This window comes from Ruegeria sp. AH7 (assembly GCF_056541325.1).
Window position 1 is genome coordinate 713,134 of the sequence record NZ_JBQFYF010000002.1, and the last position, 18,029, is coordinate 731,162.

Annotated in this window: 18 protein-coding genes; 6 read left to right on the forward strand and 12 right to left on the reverse strand. The window is 55.2% G+C overall.

The window, feature by feature from the left end:
* Positions 1-131 precede the first annotated feature (131 nt).
* Both ACR0JX_RS08050 and ACR0JX_RS08055 read left to right on the forward strand, forming a co-directional pair.
* The gene (locus ACR0JX_RS08050; protein ID WP_480542917.1) at positions 132-500 is read left to right on the forward strand and encodes a group I truncated hemoglobin; all 369 of its coding nucleotides are present in this window, start codon (positions 132-134) and stop codon (positions 498-500) included.
* Positions 497-1,555 carry an adenylate/guanylate cyclase domain-containing protein gene (locus ACR0JX_RS08055; RefSeq protein ID WP_480542919.1) on the forward strand — a complete coding sequence of 353 codons (1,059 nt, stop codon included), beginning with the start codon at positions 497-499 and terminating at the stop codon, positions 1,553-1,555. Before ACR0JX_RS08050 ends, ACR0JX_RS08055 begins: the two co-directional genes overlap by 4 nt.
* A 5-nt stretch (positions 1,556-1,560) precedes the next feature.
* Here the strand turns inward: ACR0JX_RS08055 and ACR0JX_RS08060 are convergent, their stop codons facing one another.
* From ACR0JX_RS08060 to guaA, 10 genes are all read right to left on the reverse strand, one after another.
* Positions 1,561-2,175 (reverse strand): TetR/AcrR family transcriptional regulator, encoded by a 615-nt coding sequence (locus tag ACR0JX_RS08060; protein WP_170530110.1) that lies wholly within the window; start codon positions 2,173-2,175, stop codon positions 1,561-1,563.
* Positions 2,176-2,287: 112 nt separating this feature from the next.
* Positions 2,288-3,157 carry a polyphosphate kinase 2 gene (gene ppk2 / locus ACR0JX_RS08065; protein ID WP_480542921.1) on the reverse strand — a complete coding sequence of 290 codons (870 nt, stop codon included), beginning with the start codon at positions 3,155-3,157 and terminating at the stop codon, positions 2,288-2,290.
* A 48-nt stretch (positions 3,158-3,205) separates the two neighbouring features.
* A complete protein-coding gene (locus ACR0JX_RS08070) occupies positions 3,206-4,159 on the reverse strand; it encodes an alpha/beta fold hydrolase (protein ID WP_480542922.1) in 954 nt (317 codons plus the stop codon).
* Positions 4,149-5,066, reverse strand: coding sequence for a homoserine O-acetyltransferase MetA (metA, locus tag ACR0JX_RS08075; protein WP_480542924.1), 918 nt, complete (start codon positions 5,064-5,066; stop codon positions 4,149-4,151). Before metA ends, ACR0JX_RS08070 begins: the two co-directional genes overlap by 11 nt.
* A gap of 37 nt (positions 5,067-5,103) precedes the next feature.
* A complete protein-coding gene (locus ACR0JX_RS08080; protein ID WP_480542926.1) occupies positions 5,104-5,976 on the reverse strand; it encodes an ATPase in 873 nt (290 codons plus the stop codon).
* 50 nt (positions 5,977-6,026) lie between these two features.
* Positions 6,027-6,923 (reverse strand): DMT family transporter, encoded by an 897-nt coding sequence (locus tag ACR0JX_RS08085; RefSeq protein WP_480542928.1) that lies wholly within the window; start codon positions 6,921-6,923, stop codon positions 6,027-6,029.
* 102 nt (positions 6,924-7,025) lie between these two features.
* Positions 7,026-8,132, reverse strand: coding sequence for an OmpP1/FadL family transporter (locus ACR0JX_RS08090; RefSeq protein ID WP_480542930.1), 1,107 nt, complete (start codon positions 8,130-8,132; stop codon positions 7,026-7,028).
* Between the two features lie 125 nt (positions 8,133-8,257).
* Complete coding sequence (locus ACR0JX_RS08095; RefSeq protein ID WP_480542932.1) at positions 8,258-9,163, reverse strand: DMT family transporter; 906 nt, start codon at positions 9,161-9,163, stop codon at positions 8,258-8,260.
* 99 nt (positions 9,164-9,262) lie between these two features.
* Positions 9,263-10,315 (reverse strand): hypothetical protein, encoded by a 1,053-nt coding sequence (locus ACR0JX_RS08100; RefSeq protein ID WP_480542934.1) that lies wholly within the window; start codon positions 10,313-10,315, stop codon positions 9,263-9,265.
* 199 nt (positions 10,316-10,514) lie between these two features.
* The gene (gene guaA, locus ACR0JX_RS08105) at positions 10,515-12,089 is read right to left on the reverse strand and encodes a glutamine-hydrolyzing GMP synthase (RefSeq protein ID WP_480542936.1); all 1,575 of its coding nucleotides are present in this window, start codon (positions 12,087-12,089) and stop codon (positions 10,515-10,517) included.
* Positions 12,090-12,247: 158 nt separating this feature from the next.
* Between guaA and ACR0JX_RS08110 the strand changes: the two genes are divergently transcribed.
* Together ACR0JX_RS08110 and ACR0JX_RS08115 are read left to right on the forward strand one after the other, a co-directional pair.
* Positions 12,248-12,943 carry an MgtC/SapB family protein gene (locus ACR0JX_RS08110; protein ID WP_170530088.1) on the forward strand — a complete coding sequence of 232 codons (696 nt, stop codon included), beginning with the start codon at positions 12,248-12,250 and terminating at the stop codon, positions 12,941-12,943.
* A 143-nt stretch (positions 12,944-13,086) separates the two neighbouring features.
* Positions 13,087-14,631 carry a trimethylamine methyltransferase family protein gene (locus ACR0JX_RS08115; protein WP_480542939.1) on the forward strand — a complete coding sequence of 515 codons (1,545 nt, stop codon included), beginning with the start codon at positions 13,087-13,089 and terminating at the stop codon, positions 14,629-14,631.
* Here the strand turns inward: ACR0JX_RS08115 and ACR0JX_RS08120 are convergent, their stop codons facing one another.
* The gene (locus ACR0JX_RS08120; protein WP_480542941.1) at positions 14,632-14,931 is read right to left on the reverse strand and encodes a DUF6477 family protein; all 300 of its coding nucleotides are present in this window, start codon (positions 14,929-14,931) and stop codon (positions 14,632-14,634) included.
* Positions 14,932-15,173: 242 nt separating this feature from the next.
* Here ACR0JX_RS08120 and ACR0JX_RS08125 point away from each other — a divergent pair, with 242 nt between their 5' ends.
* Positions 15,174-16,244, forward strand: a complete 1,071-nt coding sequence (locus ACR0JX_RS08125) for a DUF6456 domain-containing protein (protein WP_480543011.1) — start codon at positions 15,174-15,176, stop codon at positions 16,242-16,244.
* 50 nt (positions 16,245-16,294) lie between these two features.
* Positions 16,295-17,218: a LysR substrate-binding domain-containing protein gene (locus tag ACR0JX_RS08130; protein ID WP_480542943.1), complete on the forward strand. Its 924-nt coding sequence runs from the start codon at positions 16,295-16,297 to the stop codon at positions 17,216-17,218.
* 46 nt (positions 17,219-17,264) lie between these two features.
* Here ACR0JX_RS08130 and ACR0JX_RS08135 read toward each other — a convergent pair whose 3' ends face one another.
* Positions 17,265-17,813: a redoxin family protein gene (locus tag ACR0JX_RS08135; protein ID WP_480542945.1), complete on the reverse strand. Its 549-nt coding sequence runs from the start codon at positions 17,811-17,813 to the stop codon at positions 17,265-17,267.
* Between the last annotated feature and the right edge of the window lie 216 nt (positions 17,814-18,029).

Consider the following 18,029-nt stretch of genomic DNA (forward strand, 5'->3'; position numbering starts at 1 on the left):
ACTCACAATCCGATGTCACGTTTTTCAGCAGATACACAGGTTGCAAGTGCTTTGACCCGTTAAACGTTAACAAAACCGTTAATTTGATGTAGCCTCATGGTGTTATTCAAAGGTAGCACCCGGGTATTCGTGTGGCACAGACGCTTTATGAGAAATACGGTGGTTTCAAAACGATCAGCCGGGTGGTGATGTCATTTTATGAAATGGCGTTAGAGTCCGACCAGATCGGGGACTATTTCGAAGATATCGATATGCCTCGATTGATTGATCATCAGACCAAGTTTGTATCCTCTCTGATCGGTGGCCCGGCGTCATTCAGTGATGACAGGATCAAGGCGGTTCACAGCCATCTCAATATTACGCATGCGGATTTTGACGAGATGGCTGCGCTGTTTGGTGAAGCTTTGGAGATGCACGGTGTATCCGCTCAGGATATCCAAACGGCCCTTGGCGCGATTGAAAACAAACGTTCGATCATAGTGGTTCGGCACGCTGCATGAGCATTCATGCCATCAATGAACAACTTTTACGCGCGATCGGGGTCGGCGTAGCGATCGTGCGGGCGTCAGACCTGAAGTTTGTCTTTCACAACAGTCCTTTCTCGGAATGGTTTGGCACGCCCGAAAAGAAACAGACGCTTTTGGACCTTATCCCTGACCTTGATCTGCGTGAACTGGATGACGTGAAACAGTCCGGACTACGCTACTCTGTTGAGTTACAGATCAAACCAAAGCGCCGGACACTGGTCTTTGCGGTCACCGTTTCGCTGACCAATGAACTGTCAGATCAACTGCTGATTGTTGAATGCCAGAACATCACTCGCATTCGTGAGCTTGAAAGCATGATCGACAGCTACTCGACCATGGTAGAGCGCAATACCCGTGAGTTGGAGCGTGAAAAAGAGAGGGTCGAGCGTCTGCTGCTGAACGTCATGCCGCGCGCGGTCTACGAAGAGTTCAAAACCTTTGGCGTTGTGACGCCTCAGTTGTACAAAGAAGTCTCGGTGGTAATGCTGGATTTTGTCGGCTTCACCGATTTCGCCGCCAAAACCGATCCAACTGTCACACTCAGCGAATTAAACGATATCTTCACGGCCTTTGATCGGATCGTCGAACAGTTCGGTTGCGAGCGGATCAAGACGATTGGCGATGCTTATCTGGCTGTTTCCGGGATGCCGGACGCTACGCCCGATCACGCAACCTCTGTGGCCCATTGCGCCGTACGCTTTCTGCGATATCTCGAGCGTCGAAATGAAAGCCATCCGCACAAATGGCAGGCCCGGATTGGTCTGGGAATGGGCGCGGCTGTCGGGTCGGTCGTGGGTATTCAGAAATATGTTTACGACGTGTTCGGACCTGCGGTGAACACAGCTGCACGTCTTCAGGTCTTTGCAAACCCGATGCATATTGTTGCTCCGGAAGAGATGAAATACGCGCTGATTGACGAGTTCCAGGTGTCAGATATCGGGCGTGTCGCTATCAAGGGAATGGGTGACATGGACCTGATCAATGTCACGTCTGGGCTAAGTGTTCCTCAGAGCAGCGGGCGCATCTGACCCAATCAATCATCCTGAGGGACAAGACCCAACCCTCGCAGATAGATGCCGATGCCGCTTTCCAGCAAATCCTCGGGCGGGAAGGGTGATGTCGCACCCGTGTTGCGGGCATACAGCTCGACCACGCCGTGGCTCATCGCCCAGATATGTGCGCTGAACATCGAGGCAGGCGGGCGCTTTTCGGGCGGGATATGCTGAGACAGATCTGCAGCTGCCTTTTCCAGCACGGATTTAGCGCGGTTCGCGGCCAGCGACAGCTCGGGCGTGCGGTTCAATGAAACACCGCTTTCGAACATCGCAATATAGTGGCCCGGATGTTTTCTGGCAAAAGCCAGATAGGCGCGCCCTGTGGCCTCGAACGCCGCTAAGGCCGAAGGTTGACCCTGGTCATAGGCGTATTGCATTAGGTCCGCGAACATCTCAAAACCCTGTTTTGCCGCTTCGGCTATCAGGTCCTCGCGCCCGTGATAATGGCGATAGACAGCGGCAGGTGTGACACCGGCGGTTTTGGCAGCCTCGGACAGGGTAAAGCCAGTTGGTCCCTTTTCTTCGATCAGGGACAACGCGGCCTCGATCAAGGCTTGTTTCAGGTTTCCGTGGTGGTACCCGCGTTTCGTCATCCCGGCCTCAGGGTTGTTTTCAGTATTCCAGAACCATTGACATAGTCGACTGGCGGCTTGCCGTCCAACTACTTGGTGTGGTGTCGAATATCGATGATTTGTGCTTTTTTGTTTAAGCGTCCCATATCTCTGCCCCGCCGCAGATCTTTGGGTCAACCTTACCCAAAGCCTTGCGATCTTTTTGATCATAATCCAATGCATGCAGAACCGTCTGGATGGCCGCAATACGAGCGCGTTTTTTGTCGTCTGATCGGACGATGGTCCAGGGGCTTTTCTCGGTATGTGAACGGGTTAGGGTTTCGGAGATCGCTTCAGAATACGCATCCCACTTGTCCAGACCGGCCACGTCGATCGGGCTGAGTTTCCATTGCTTTAGCGGGTCGGTCTCTCGTGCCAAAAACCGGTTGAGCTGCTCGGCCCGGCCGACATTTAGCCAGAACTTGAACAGTCGAATGCCGTCATTGACCAAACCGGTTTCCAGTGGAATGACCTGACGAAAAAAGCGTTCCCGTTCTTCGTGCGTGCAGAAGCCAAAGACATTTTCAACCACGCCGCGATTGTACCAGCTGCGATCAAAAAACACGATCTCGCCTGCGGCAGGCAGATGAGGGATGTAGCGCTGAAAATACCATTGGCTGCGCTCGGCGTCCGAGGGTTTGGACAGCGCAACGTTGCGTGCGCCCCGAGGGTTTAGATTTTCGCGGAACCGCTTGATTGTGCCGCCTTTGCCCGCAGCATCACGGCCTTCGAAGATAATCGCTACGCGTTCGCCGGTTTCTTTGACCCAAGACTGCATCTTGACCAGTTCGATCTGCAGCGCATCGATTTGAGACTCATAGTCTTTCGACTTAATCTTTTGAGCATACGGGTAGGTCGGGTTCAGGATATCGCCTTTTTCGGCCGTCTTGATCAGCGTACGTACGTCCTTGGGGGCTTTCTTGTTGAAATAGGCCGTGATCGCGTCTTTTTCGGTCCGGGCCATGCCTCACCTCATGATAAATCCATAAGTTACTATGGATTAGCTGACCGTTTAACGCAAACCCGCGCGTTTTGCAGCGCGATCAATTGCTGCTGCGACCGCATCAGCTGCGACCACCTGAGGCATGTGGCCAATCCCCGGAAGTTCGATGAGTTCAGCGCCTGGTATCTGGTCAATCAGACGGTGTGAATGCCACTCCAGCCCAACCGTATCATCCGCCGTCCCATGCACGATCTCGGTCGGAACCGAAATTTCTGAATAGCGCGGCTGTAGCGCGGCAACTTCGTCCAGTAGATTTGCTCGCTGCTTGGCATTGGCATGCATAGATGCGCGGCGCATCGTCAGTTCGGGTCCGAAATGCGCAGCATAGCCTTCTGGCGTGGATTGCGGGGCAAAGACTTGATCCATCGCCTGGTCCACATACCAGTTTGGAACAAAGGATGTGATCAACGGCAAGGCCAGAGCATTGCCAGTTGGGGTTGAGGCTAGGCGGTTAAAGCCATCCAAAGGCGTTTCCCAGGGCATTGCGGCAGGTGCAATCAGAACAAGGGCTGAAATGTTGTCGGGCTGTGTTACAGCCCAGGCCAGGGAAACCGATCCACCATAGCTTTGCCCCGCGACAATGGGTTTCTCTGCCCCAAGCTGCGCCGCGGCCTTTTGCAGGATTTCGGCCTGTTCGATGATAGTTTCGCCATCCGGGTTGAAGCTGGCCGAATAGCCCAGGCCGGGGCGGTCGAACACGATCACGCGATACTGTTGCGCAAGGATCGGAGCCAGCGCAAAGGTCATATCACGAGTGTTCCCGCTGGAGCCATGAATCAACACCACGTCCGGCCCTGTGCCCATCACAACGGCATGCACCGCTATCCCATCAACATCCAGTATCTGACCTTCGGGGGGGAAGGCAGCCTCGGCTCGAGCTTCGATCTGGGTGCTGCGCCAAGTTGTAAAAATGGCGAAGCCCAGCAGGAGTACGGCAAATGATATCAGTATTTTAGCGGCCAATTTGATCCATATCGAACGGTGTTGTCTGGTAGATTTCGTTGATCCAGTTGCCATAAAGAAGATGCGCATGGCTACGCCACCTGTTCTGTGGCGTTTGTGCAGGATCGTCATCCGGGTAGTAGTTGATCGGCACATTGATTGGCGTGTCATTGGCCACGTCTCGATCATATTCCTGCTTTAGCGTATCGCTGTCATATTCGAAATGGTTGAAGATATAGAGCGCACGGTGCTTTTGATCTTCAACCAGGCAGGGGCCGACATCATCGCTGCCCAACAGGATGTTCAGACCCGGTGCGGCATTTATCTCAGCCTGCTTCATCTCGGTCCAGCGACTGACGGGGATGACGCAATCGTCTGAAAACCCGCGCAGAAATGGCGAGGCCGGGTTCAAATTCTGGTGCCGAAAGCAGCCAAAGGCCTTTGCATCCAGCATGTGTTTCTTCACGCCGTGGAAATGGTTGATCATCGCCATTCCACCCCAGCAGACGCCGAAGGTGGAATGCACATTGGTTTGCGTCCATTCGAACACTTCGCTGATTTCGTCCCAATAGGTGACATCGTTGAATTCCAGATGCTCAATCGGGGCACCGGTAATGATCAGGCCGTCGAACTTTTGATCCTTCACCTCCTGAAACGGGCGGTAAAACTCCGCCATATGCGCGGCAGCCGTGTTCTTGGTCCGGTGTTCCGTCATGCGGATCAGCGACAGGTCGATCTGCAGCGGTGTCGCCCCGATCAATCGTGCAAATTGGTTTTCAGTCTGAATTTTCTTGGGCATCAAGTTCAACAACCCGATGCGTAAGGGCCGGATGTCCTGCCGCATCGCCTGATCCTCGGCCATGACCATGACGCCTTCCTCAGTCAGGACATCATAGGCGGGCAGGTCAGATGGGATTTTGATCGGCATCGGTTCAGGCTTCAATAAGTGTAACGGAAACTGCTAACTAGGCTTTCCTGGGCTGAGCCTCAAGGGTGCCTTCGATCAACTCATCGAAATCAGATGCGTCACGCACGCCACCGATCTCGGCTGCAGTGAGGGCGATGCCCCAGTTTTTGGCCATCGCGGCATATCTTGGCTGGCGGTGGGCCAGCGCCTGGGCATAGGTCCAGCGGATGAAGGCGTCGGGATCGACCTCAGCCTCGAAACAGCCTTGCTGATCCAGGTATTCAGTCCAACTGCGGGTCAGGAACTCGGACTGATAGGACATCGGCTTGGGGGCTTTGTCGAAGCGGCGAATTAGCTCGGCCGTGTGCTCTTCATCACCTTTGAGCCAAATCATCAACGTGTGCTTTGACAACTCAGTCATCACCTGATCTGAAGGGTCGTCGGGGTCGACCCATTCGCAGATCGAGCCGCCGGTGTCGCAGATGAAATGAGGATAGTTATACAGGCGCTGAGCGCGATCGATAAAATATTCGGTATCCAGCAAGGCGTGAATTTCGGCCAATCTAAACTGTTCCTGCCGGCGCCGGTATTCGGGCATTTCGAGCCCACCCTTGGCCGGATCGCCCGGTTTTCCCAAATAGGCGGCCACGGGGGTCAAATTCTCGAACGAAATATTCGAGCCAATATAAATGGAATCCGACAGAAGCAGGTCCCGCAGAAAAGGCACTTTCATCGCCTCGGCCTTGGCGTTGTCGGTGATGTATTCGCCCATATATCGTGTGCCGATCCGATAATCGATCGAGTAGTGGAACCAATCGCCTGAATCGCGCAGAATGTTGGACACGTAGGTTTTGCCCAAGCCCGACATGCCGAAAAACAGCACTTTCTTGCGCGCAGCGGTGCGCCAGTCTTTTGCCGAGCCGTAGATCATGATCCGCTGTCCCTTTGTTTCGCCTTTGCTAGAACGGGCGAGGGGGCGCGTCAATCATGCTTGCCTTGGCGGTTCAAGATCAGCAGACCCAGTGCAAGGATCGCAAAGCCGATATAGGCGTTTGCGCCAAGCGCTTCGTCCCGCAAAAGCGAGCCAAGAACGATGGCAACCGGAGGGATCACAAGGGTTACCAGCATCAGATTTCCACTGCCTGCCATGGCAAGTACGCGGTAGTAGAGCAGATAGGCCGCCGCCGTTGCGATGATCGCATAGTATCCGATGGCAGCCCATGTCACAGCCGGAAGGGCAAGTGTGGGCAGCCCGTCATGTATTATACTGATTGGCAGGATCAGCAAGGTTGCCCCCGTCAGCATTCCAGCAGCCGCGAGGATAGGAGACAGACCCGACAAGTGTTTGCGGCCCCACGCGCTGGCAAATGCATAAGAGACCGTGCCCGCCAGTACAGCCAATTGGGCAAGGCTTTGCAGATTGAAACCGGTGAAGCTGTTTAATCCAATGGCAATTGAGACGCCGAGAAACCCCAGGACCACGCCGATCAACCGGTTTGGCGTCAGCCGTTCGTCTTTAAAGAACAGCGCGGCGACCAATACGCCGAAGACTGCTGTTGCGGCGTTCAATATTGCAGTCAGGCCGGTGTCGATATGAAGCTGCCCCCAGGCCATCAGTGAAAACGGGATGGCGTTGTTCAAAAGGCCCATGATCAGGAACGCGAGCCAAACCTTTGGGCTTTTGGGGATCTCAATGCCTTTGATCCAGACAATCAACCATAGCGCGGCCATGGCCCAGAAGGTCCGGTGCAGAACCGAAGTCATAACCGGGATAGTGTCTAGAGCGATGCGGATCGCTACAAAGGACGCGCCCCAGATCAGGCCGAGCAAAAGAAGTTCGGCCCAAGCTCGGGGTGAGAGATGTTTTTGTGGTTCCATGGCCCTAACTTGTCATTTGATGACAGACGCCGCGACCCGGTTCTTGCGAAAAAGAAAGACCCCGCCGGGTGGGCGGGGTCTAACAAGGTTCGTTTGCGTTGATTAGTCCAGCTGATAGGTAACCTGGAACCCAACGCTCCAAGCGCTGTTGCCGGTGAAGTTGGCCCGAGCGCCGGGACCAGCACCGTCAACGATTGCATCTCCGATATCTGTGTAACGCACACCGCCCGAAATCTTGGCCTTTTCAAGCGAATACGTACCACCCAGTCCGATGCTCCAGAAGCCGTTGGTCGGTCCAAGGTTGGAAACTGGCTCAGAGCCTTTAGATTCGTATCCTAGCGTTACCGCACCCGAGAATTCGTCGTTGAATTGGTAACCCAAGCCAAGCGTGTAGGTAAATGTATCATCTTCATAGTCTACAAGGCTGTTTCCAGTAAGGCCTACATAGGTTGGCGGCGCAAAATCCAGCTGAGGCCAGTCAACCCAGCGCACAGATCCGAACAAAAGTGTTTTTGGTGCTACCCCGGTTTGGAAATCGAGATTGACCGACTGCGGTGTTTCGATCTCTGTGGTCGTTGCGGCGGAGCCGGTCAAAAGACTGGTCTCGGTCTGAGACAAATCATGTGAGATTTTTGAGTTGTAGGTCAGTGCGACACGGGCTGCGATTTCAGGCTTCTCCCAAGCGACGCCAACCACATAACCAAATGCAGTATCTGCATCGGTCTGAACGTTGTAGCCAGCGACCACCGGAACGTTCACATTGGCTTCGACACGCTGAATGCGAAGCCCGGCCAGCGCACTGAACCCATTATCGAACTTGTAACGGAACAAGCCGGTGATCGCATCGGTATCCGCGCTGGCGTTCAGTGTGTCACCGGGTGCCGCTGGATTGATCGACAGAGGGTATGTAGAAGCATATTCGATATCAGCGCCAAATGGCTGATCATACATGATTGCAAAGTCGAGCTTTTCACTTAGCGAGGTCTTGTAGCCAAAATGCGGCGTAAAGAAGCTGTTACTTACATTTCCAGAATCTACGCCACCGAGCGTGCCGCTGACGCTTGGGTCAGTGTACCCCAACCGGAACTGAACAACTGTCCCTTCTTCAAAGATCAGATTGATGCCTTGACCGCTGCGGTCCAGACCACCTGCATAGCCTGCCGTTGCCCCCACGCACAGCGCGCATGTGGCGAGTAGTGCCTTTTTCATTGCTGTCCTCCCTTGCTTTCGATGCGGGTTTTCGTGAATAAAACTGAGTGTGTTTGACACTGGCCCGCTGATTAGTGCCCGATACTTTCTTTTCGGTTAGTTTAAGGTCAACGGGTGACGGAGCGTTACTTATTGCAACTAGACTTATGGACTGTTGCTAAACTGTTACGATTTTCGGACCAGACATTCAGAAAGATGCCGGAAAAAATTACTGAGGCGCCCAGCATGGTCCAATGATCAATGGGCTCATGGTACAAAAGCATGCCAACCACCGCAATGGTGGGCAGGCGGGCAAAGTCGAACGGTACGACCACCGTTGCAGGCGCGATGGCTAAGGCATTGGTAATGCAGAAATGTGCCAGCAACCCGGCCAATCCAACCAGAACCAGAAACGGTGCGGTCTGGGCGTTTGGCAGTGCGATCTGACCATCCATACCGGCCGCTGCTGCGCCGAGTGCGGCCTGCATGACCGCCAGCCAGAACATGATGCAGCCGATACTAGCAAAGCGCGTCAGCTTTTTCGTGGTAATCGTTGTAAACGCGAAGAAAATTGCAGACGCTGCAGCAGTTATCAGCCCTGGGCTTATTGGTGCGGTGCCGGGACGAGCGACAATCAGGATACCGGCAAAGCCTATAAGCGCGGCCAGCATCTTCAGCGGCGTCAGACGCTCCTTCAACAGCAGAGGCGACAGAAGGATCACCCAGATCGGTTGCGTGAATTCCAGGGCAAAGACCTGCGCCAAGGGAATCACTCCGACTGCATAGAACCACAGGTTTTGCCCGGTGAAATGCAGCACATTGCGCACCGCATGCAGGCCCAGTCGCTGGGTCGTAATCTGATGCCATTTGCCGGATACGCTCAGCACCAGAGCGACCACCACGATGCCCACAAAGCTGCGATACATCATGATTTCGAACGTGTCGTGATGCAGGCTCAGCTCTCGCCCGGCCACTGCCATTGAGGAAAATGACAGAATGGCCCCTGTCATCCAAAGGGCCGCCTTGCCGATTTGAATTGAGCCCTTATCCACCCGGTGTCCTTCGCAATTTCTTGACGTTGCAACTGGAACTAACCGGATTTTTTCCGCTCTGGCACTCTGAATCTTTCCGTGTAGGAAGAAATGCCTGGATTAGTTGAGGTCCTGCGCAAAACGCCGGGCGATTTCCAGGTTTCCCTGTGCGTTTACGTGGCAACAATGATCGATATAGAAATCCTGCTGCAGGATGCCTGAATAGTCCTGAAAACAGTCGAGTTTTTGCGCCTTTTCACGGATCAGCGGATAAACCTGTTGAATCTGCGCGGCATATGTTTCGTTGTGGCTGAACGGACGGTCGGGCAGGGTATACGGGTTTGGTTGCAAGACGCAGGAGAAACGTGCCCCCCGTGAATTTACAATGGCTTCGGTTGCAGCCCAGCTGCTGACGAGGAAATCGGCGACACGCTCGGCATAGGCCGGATCACCACATTGGTTCAGATCTGCAAAGCGCTTGCTATTGTCTCCCGAGCCCAGCTTCTCACTGATCCGGTGGGCCAGCCGGTAGGTTGAGGTCGATGATACAAGCCCCGAGATTCCGCCGAACTTCCCACGCAGCTTCTCCTTAATAAACCCTTCGCGCGGATGCCCGTCGGGCGAGTTCAGGCTGAGACAGTTGTGATAGACGTCATTCACACCATCAAAAAACACGACGTTGTCGCCGGGTTGGATACTGTCCAGAGTGTTGAGAAGCCTGTTGAGGCTCTGGCGCGAGTTATAGGCTTGTTCCCCGTAGTTGATCGCCGTCTTTCCCGTTAAATTGCTGAAATGGGATGGGATTGTGTTCTTGTCGGAAACACTGTGCCCCCACATGGTGGAGCCGCCAAAGAAATGCACCTTGTGATCCGTCGGCGGGTTCGAATTGACTGTGATCCGACGCAGATTGTCGTCGATATTCAGCGTCTCGCTTGAGATTTGAGGCGATTGCCACCCCACAAAAGCCTTATAGGGATAGCCCTGAAAGCTTTGCGCGTCCTTTTGGAACTGCCGGGTCTCTTCATCTTGATTGGGATTATCGGAGGTTTTGGGGGCTTCATTTCCACTGAATATGTCCCGTATCGAAAACGCGGCAAACAGGACCGCTTCAAGCGCGATCAGTGTGAAGATGGTCATGAAAAGAATATGAAAAGCGTTTCGGATCAGTGCCATAAACGAAGCCTTGGGCGGAACCTAGTAACAAAAAATCAATTGGCCGGGTCATACATACCAGATGAGCCGCTCATAAGGTGAGTGATCAGAGATTGGATTGCAAGCCAATCCTGAGCGCAAGAAATCGCGCTCAGGAGGGTGGATTGCTCGAACTGGCGAAAGGGTTTTCAGCGCGATTTCCCGTTCGTTTAATCTGGGACTACTCCCACTCGATCGTTCCGGGCGGCTTCGAAGTGATATCGTAGGTGCAGCGATTGATGCCCTTCACCTCGTTGATGATCCGTGTGGCGGTTTCGCCCAGAAACTCATGGCTGAACGGATAATAATCCGCCGTCATGCCGTCGACTGAAGTGACCGCGCGCAGCGCGCAGGCGTAGTCATAGGTGCGGCCATCGCCCATCACGCCCACGGTGCGCACGGGCAGAATGGCGACAAAGGCCTGCCAGATATCATCATAGAGCCCGTGTTTGCGGATCTGGTCGATATAGATGGCGTCTGCTTCGCGCAGAATCTCCAGCTTTTCTCGGGTGATCTCGCCGGGGCAACGGATTGCCAGACCGGGGCCGGGGAAGGGGTGTCGGCCAATGAAGCTGGCGGGCAGACCCAGTTCGCGACCCAAGGCGCGGACCTCATCCTTGAATAGCTCCCGCAGGGGTTCAACCAGTTTCAGGCCCATCTTTTCAGGAAGACCGCCCACGTTGTGGTGCGATTTGATCGTCACCGAGGGGCCGCCCGAGAAAGAAACAGACTCGATCACATCTGGATACAGCGTGCCCTGGGCCAGGAATTCGGCCCCTTCGATGGTATCGGCATGCTTCTGGAACACGTCGATGAACAGCTTACCGATGATCTTGCGTTTGGTTTCCGGGTCGGATTGACCGTCCAACTCGCCTAGAAACAATTCGGATTCGTCGGCGTGGATCAACTGAATATTGTAATTGTCGCGGAACATGCCGACGACTTCTTCGGCCTCGTTCTTCCGCAGCAATCCGTGGTCGACAAAAACGCAGGTCAGCTGATCGCCGATGGCTTCGTGAATCAGGATCGCCGCGACCGAGCTGTCGACGCCGCCGGACAAGCCGCAGATGACCTTTTTGTCGCCGACCTGTTCACGGATTTTGCGGATCATTTCCTCGCGATAGGCACCCATGGTCCAATCGCCTTTGAAGCCCGCAAGCTTTACGAAGTTCTCATACAGCTTGGCGCCCTTTGGGGTGTGGTGCACTTCGGGGTGGAACTGGACCGCATAGAAATGGCGTGTGGTGTCGGCGGTGATCGCATAAGGAGCATTGGGTGAAGTGCCGTAAACCTCGAACCCTGGGGCCAACTGGCTGACATGGTCACCGTGGCTCATCCAGACCTGTTCGTCACCCTCGGCAAACCAATCGTCGAGTAGGGACAAGGCACCCTTCGGGCTGACAAAAGCACGGCCGAATTCCGCAGTGCCTCCACCTCCCGAAATTTTACCACCTTCGACCTTCCCACCCAGTTGCTGCATCATCACCTGCTGGCCATAGCAGATGCCCAGAATTGGAACGCCGTAGTCGAAAATCTCTTGCGGGGCGCGGGGTGATCCATCGCGCGTCACACTGTCGGGCCCGCCCGAGAAGATCACGGCTCGCGGGGCCATTTCTCGCACAAGGTTCATCGTGACATTCTGATAAGGGTGAATTTCGCAATAAACATTCAGCTCGCGCAGGCGGCGTGCAATCAGCTGCGTCACCTGGCTGCCGAAGTCGATGATCAGAAGGCGGTCATGGGTGTCTTGGGTCATATCCGCGCCTTAGGCCAAGCGCATCAGTTTCGCAAGAGCAACCTCTGATCCTCGGGTAAGTTCTGCGAACCAAAAAAAAGGAATTGTAAAAGTTTTGTAACGAAAATATGACAGCTCGGCTGGGTCAAGGAATGCCCCGATAAGACAAGGGACAGAAATTGCCGATTTCCATCGAAATAGCCGCATTGAACCTGGGATTGGCGCTGTTTTGTGGCGCTTTGATCGGATCAGAGCGTCAGGTGCGCCAAAGAATGGCCGGGCTGCGCACCAATGCCCTGGTTGCACTAAGTGCCGCCGCCTTTGTTGTATTCTCAGCGCTCTTTCCCGATGAGGTCAGCCCAACGCGTGTTGCGGCTCAGGTTGTTTCGGGCATCGGCTTTTTGGGGGCCGGGATAATCTTCCGGCACGGGTTCACGATTCATGGCCTCAATACCGCGGCGACGCTGTGGTGTTCGGCAGCAGTTGGAATGATGGCAGGGGCGGGTGCCTGGGTGTTTGCCGTCATGATGACGGGCTTTGTCATCTTCGTGAACCTTGGCCTCAGGCCGTTGGTGAAGTGGCTAAAACGCACGACGCGAGCCGGGGTGCCTCTGACTCAGGAGTTCAAGGTTGTTCTTCAATGCTTGGAAGAGGCGCAGGCAGATGCGCGTGTCGCTGTTCTCAAGGCATTGGCGCAGAACAATGTTCGGATCGTGGGCTTTGAAAAAGGCGACGCAATTGAAGGCAAGCGTACAATTGCTGTTCTTGTTTCGATGGAGGATCATCCCGAAGAACTGCAGCATAAGGTTGTGGCCCCACTGATGTTAGAGCCAAGTATCGACAGTATCGAGTGGGATACGATCTCGGAAGCATAGCGCCATCGCCGCGACGGCACAGATGGTTGCGAACGCTGCGCCCAATGTCGCTTTTCCCCCCAGAGCGCCGTAAACCATATGCCTGTGGGTGCTCAATCCTGTAACTAAGCTGTCAATCTAAACACATCAGACGGGATTTTCTCATGGCAGAGGCAAGCACCCGACGCAGGGCGAGAGGTGGCGGTGGCGCCGCCCGCCGTGCCGAGCGCACCGCAGTTCGTATCGAAACGGCGAAGTATATCGAACGCAACATTCCGAATTTCGAGATCCTCAACGAAGAAGCGTTGGAGATCATCGAACACAACGCGGAAACCGTGCTGGAAGAGATCGGCGTCAACTTCGTGGACAATCCGGCTGCATTGGAACGCTGGCGCGATGCCGGCGCCGATATTGACGGCGAACGCGTGCGAATCCCCCGTGGATTAGCTCGTGAGCTGATCAAGACCGCCCCCAGCGAGTTCACACAACACGCCCGCAACCCCGAGAAATCGGTGGTGATTGGCGGCCGCAATCTGGTGCTGGCTCCGGTCTATGGCCCGCCGTTTGTGCGGGATGCCCAAGGTGGCCGCCGCTATGCGACCATGGATGACTTCAACAAGTTCGTGAAGCTGGCCTATATGTCCAAGTGGCTGCATCATTCGGGCGGTACTGTATGCGAGCCGACTGATATTCCGGTGAACAAGCGACACTTGGATATGCTTAAGGCGCATATGACCCTGTCTGACAAGCCGTTCATGGGATCAGTCACTGATCCTAGCCGGGCGCAGGATTCGGTTGAGATGTGCGAGATTCTGTTCGGCAAAGAGTTCGTTCAGAACAACACAGTCATGACCTCGCTGACCAACATCAACTCACCCATGACATTTGATGACGTGATGATGGGCGCGCTGGAGGTGTATGCCAAGAACAACCAGGCCTGCATCATTTCGCCCTTTATCGTGGGTGGTGCAATGGCGCCTGTTTCGGTTGCGGGCACGCTGACGCAGGTTCTGGCAGAAGTGCTGGCGGGTATTTCTTACAGCCAGATCATTCGACCCGGCGCACCAGCAATTTTTGGGGCCTTTGTGACCTCGATCGACATGAACTCGGGCGCGCCGACATTCGGCACACCAGAGGCGGCGCATATCACCTATGGCGCAGGTCAATTGGCCCGCCGCCTGAACCTGCCGTACCGCTCTGCCGGGTCGTTCTGCGGCTCGAAACTGCCGGATGCGCAGGCGGCCTATGAAACGGCGAACTCGCTGAACATGGGTCTGATGGCTGGTGTGAACTTCATGCTGCATGCCTGTGGCTGGCTTGAAGGCGGTCTGGTGGCCGACTTTGAGAAGTTTGTCATGGATGCCGACCAGTTGGGCGTTTTGCATGGGCTGGCCAAAGGCGTGGCTTATGATGAAAACGCTCAGGCCATGGATGCGATCCGCGAGGTTGGTCCGGGCGGGCACTATCTGGGTTGCGCGCATACGCAGGCCAACTTCAAGGAAGCCTTCTGGAAAACCGACGTGCTGGATTACAAGCCGTTCGAGACCTGGCAGGACGAAGGGTCGCGCGATACCCGGCAGCTGGCGTCGAGCCGGGTCGAGCATCTGCTGGCCAACTATCAGCAGCCACAGATGGACCCGGACACAGCCGCAGCGCTTGAGGCCTACATCGCTGAGAAGAAAGCCTCGATGCCGGATGCGTTTACCTGATCAGTTCAGGGCCGAGGCGCGGTTGGCCTGATACAACTGCGCCTCACCCAACAGCGCGATCAGAAGATCCAGATGCCGCACTAGTGAATAGGCGGCATCTTCTTCTTTTCGTTGCGTGTTTACCTCTCGCTCAAGATCCATCAGCCGCATAAGCGCCGCACCTGTACTGGGTAGCGATCCATAGCCCAGAATGCGCTGCAGATGTCGGTCCCGATTGTAATCCTGCACCCCGAGTTTTGCCGCCCGTGTCAGCAGCCGTGGGCGGCGAAGTGTCGTGATCATGGTCAACAGGTCCTGCATCTTCCGTGTTCCTTTACGCGGTTTTGATTTGGCCTGTTTGTCACACAACCTAAGCGGGTGTTGCTTGGTGCGGGTTCCCTCCGAACGATGGTTTCACGACTGTTTATCTTTTTGAATCAAATCTGGTTAGCAACCGTTGGGGTTAACGAACGAGTAACAAAAGCACCTCTAGTTAGATTTGGTTAACTCAAATTCCGCGGGCGAAAAGTGGCAGTCAATTTTGTCGACGAGGGCAAATGAATATGGAAAACTACATGGCTTTCACCATACCGGCTTGGGTGCCCGAAGGGGCGCAGCGATACCTTGCGCATACCGAGACCGGTCGATCGATACGAGATATCGCACGATCCGAGGGGTGCCATGCATCAACTATTCTGCGACAAATCAGACGTATCGAAATGCGTCGGGATGATCCACTTGTGGATGCCGCGTTGCAATCGCTGGCCGAAACGCATTTCTCGATCTCGGAAGATCACCGGGTTGGGCAAGAGTCAGAAGACGCAGAGAAGTTTGATCAGGAAGCGCTGCGCATCCTGCGTCGTCTGTGCGAAACCGGATCGGTTCTTGCCGTTGCGGAAGATATGGATAAGGCGGTTGTTGTTCGGGATACCGGCGATGCTGCGGCAACCCGAACGGCTGTTGTTGATTGCAAGATTGCGCAGGCGCTTGCGCTGCAGGATTGGATCAGCTGCGACAATCCTGGTCGCATCTCGCGATACCGGATTTCGGCATCGGGACGCGCGGCGCTGAACCGTCTGGTGGCAGAAGCAGAGAACGAGGCCCGCACCAAGAATGAATTTGGAATGGCGGAGGCTCAGATGCCGTTTCAGGCCAAAGCTTCAACGACACAGACGGATCGGGCGCGCCGGATTCGCTATTGTGCCGCTGAAAGCCCCTTGGTCGCGCTGGCGCGACGCAGGGATCGCGATGGCAAACCCTTTCTGGACGAAACCCTTGTCAGCGCCGGAGAGCGCCTGCGCGAGGACTTCGAACTGGCACAGATCGGGCCGCAGGTCGCGCAAAACTGGGATCGGTTCCTGACGGGGGGTGGCCGAGGCAGCTTTGACAGTGAATCGCATGGCGGGCGTGGATCTTCGGACGCACGAGATCGGGTTGCGCGGGCATTGTCGGATCTGGGGCCGGGGCTGAGCGACGTGGCCCTGCGCTGTTGCTGTTACCTCGAAGGGCTGGAGGCAGCAGAGAAGCGAATGGGTTGGTCTGCACGGTCCGGCAAGATCGTTCTGCGCATCGCCTTGCAGCGCTTGAAACGCCACTACGAAGATCAGACGGAACAGGACCAGATGATCGGATAGTGGCCATATATGACCCTTGCGGAATTGCCCGGTATTGATAAGCAAGAGTTATGAGCTTTACCCTCAGACAATTGCAGTATTTTCAGGCCGTCGCCGAACAGCGCAACTTTGGTCGTGCGGCTCAGGTTTGCAATGTGTCCCAACCCGCGTTATCGTTTCAGATCAAGGCGCTGGAAGAGATCATGGGCGGTGTTCTGTTCGAACGGCAGGCCCGTGACATTCTGCTGACGCCACTGGGGCGCGATGTGCTAGAGCGCGCGCGGCTGATCCTTGGCGCCGCTGATCGGTTGGATCAGTTTGCGCGTGATCATTCGGGTGGGCACAGGTCCTTATCCATTGGCATTATCCCAACGATTGCACCTTATCTTTTGCCTGGCGTTCTGGCTGGTCTGCGTTCGGGTGATGTTTCGCTGCGGGTGCAGATACGTGAGGCCAGAACCGAGCGTCTGTTGGCCTTGCTACGCGCGGGAGAGATTGATGCGGCTGTGCTGGCCTTGCCGGTTGGTGGCACCGAATTCCGGGAAACACCTCTGTTTCAGGATCAGTTCCTTTTGGCAGGCAGTGCTGCGCGTCTTGAAAAGGTATCAGCAAGCCCAGATATGCTGCGCCCGCTTGATCTGCAATCTGCTCAATTGATGCTGCTGGAAGATGGGCATTGCCTGACCGATCAGGCGCTCGAGGTTTGCGGTCAGGACCGAGGCAGCGGGCAGATCAACATGGGAGCCTCATCCCTAGCGACGTTGTCGCGGTTGGTAGCCGAAGGATTTGGCTTGACCCTGATGCCTGAACTCGCTGCCCACGCGGAGGCTGAGGCCGTTCCAGGCCTGCGACTGTTGCGGTTTGGCAGCCCACAACCGGCCCGGACTGTCGGGCTGGTCCACCGTGCTTCGAGCGGCAAGGCCGATTGGGCCGAAAGGCTGGAGCACGTGATCCGCGATGTGGGTGAACAGATCGTAACGGCCACCCGAACATGAAATGGCCCGCCAATGGGCAGGCCAGTTCTTGGGTGTTGAAGTTGGCTTAGGCCAATTCAGGCTCTGCCGCCTGTTCCAAGTGTCTCATCAGGTTCTCGGGCGAGGAAACCCCATACGGGTCTTCGGGGCAGTTATCCATCAGGCCCGGTTCTTCGAACCAAGCTTCGACCACACCGTCATTGATGATCGCTGCATAGCGCCAGGACCGCATGCCAAAACCAAGATTGTCTTTGTCGACCAGCATGCCCATCTTGCGGGTGAATTCACCGGACCCGTCCGGGATGACCTTGACGTTTTTCAGCCCCTGATCCTGCGCCCATTTGTTCATCACAAAGCTGTCGTTGACCGACATACAGTAGATGGCATCAACGCCTTTGGCGACGAAGTCGCCATGGCCATTCTCGAAACCCGGCAGTTGGTAGGTCGAGCAGGTCGGGGTAAACGCACCGGGCAGCGAGAACAGGATAACCCGCTTGCCAGCGAAGTAATCCGCTGTGGTGACATCCTGCCAGCGATAGGGGTTGGGGCCTTCGATGGCCTCATCCCGGACGCGAGTGTGAAAGGTGACATCAGGCAGTTTTGCGCCGGATTTCATGCTGGATCTCCTGTGATTCATATTGAATTGGCTTGGGAGTAAAACAGTTGATCCGGGCCTTCAATCGTAGAAATGCTGCGTATGCGAGTTATCTCTAAGCAGCAGGAAATAAACGAAAAAACAAAGCGATATTGCTTTGATTCCCGTCTTATTCTGCGCTTGCGCGGTGTGCATGCATAGCGGCTATGCAGTGCTGGCGTAACCGGCTTCACTGCA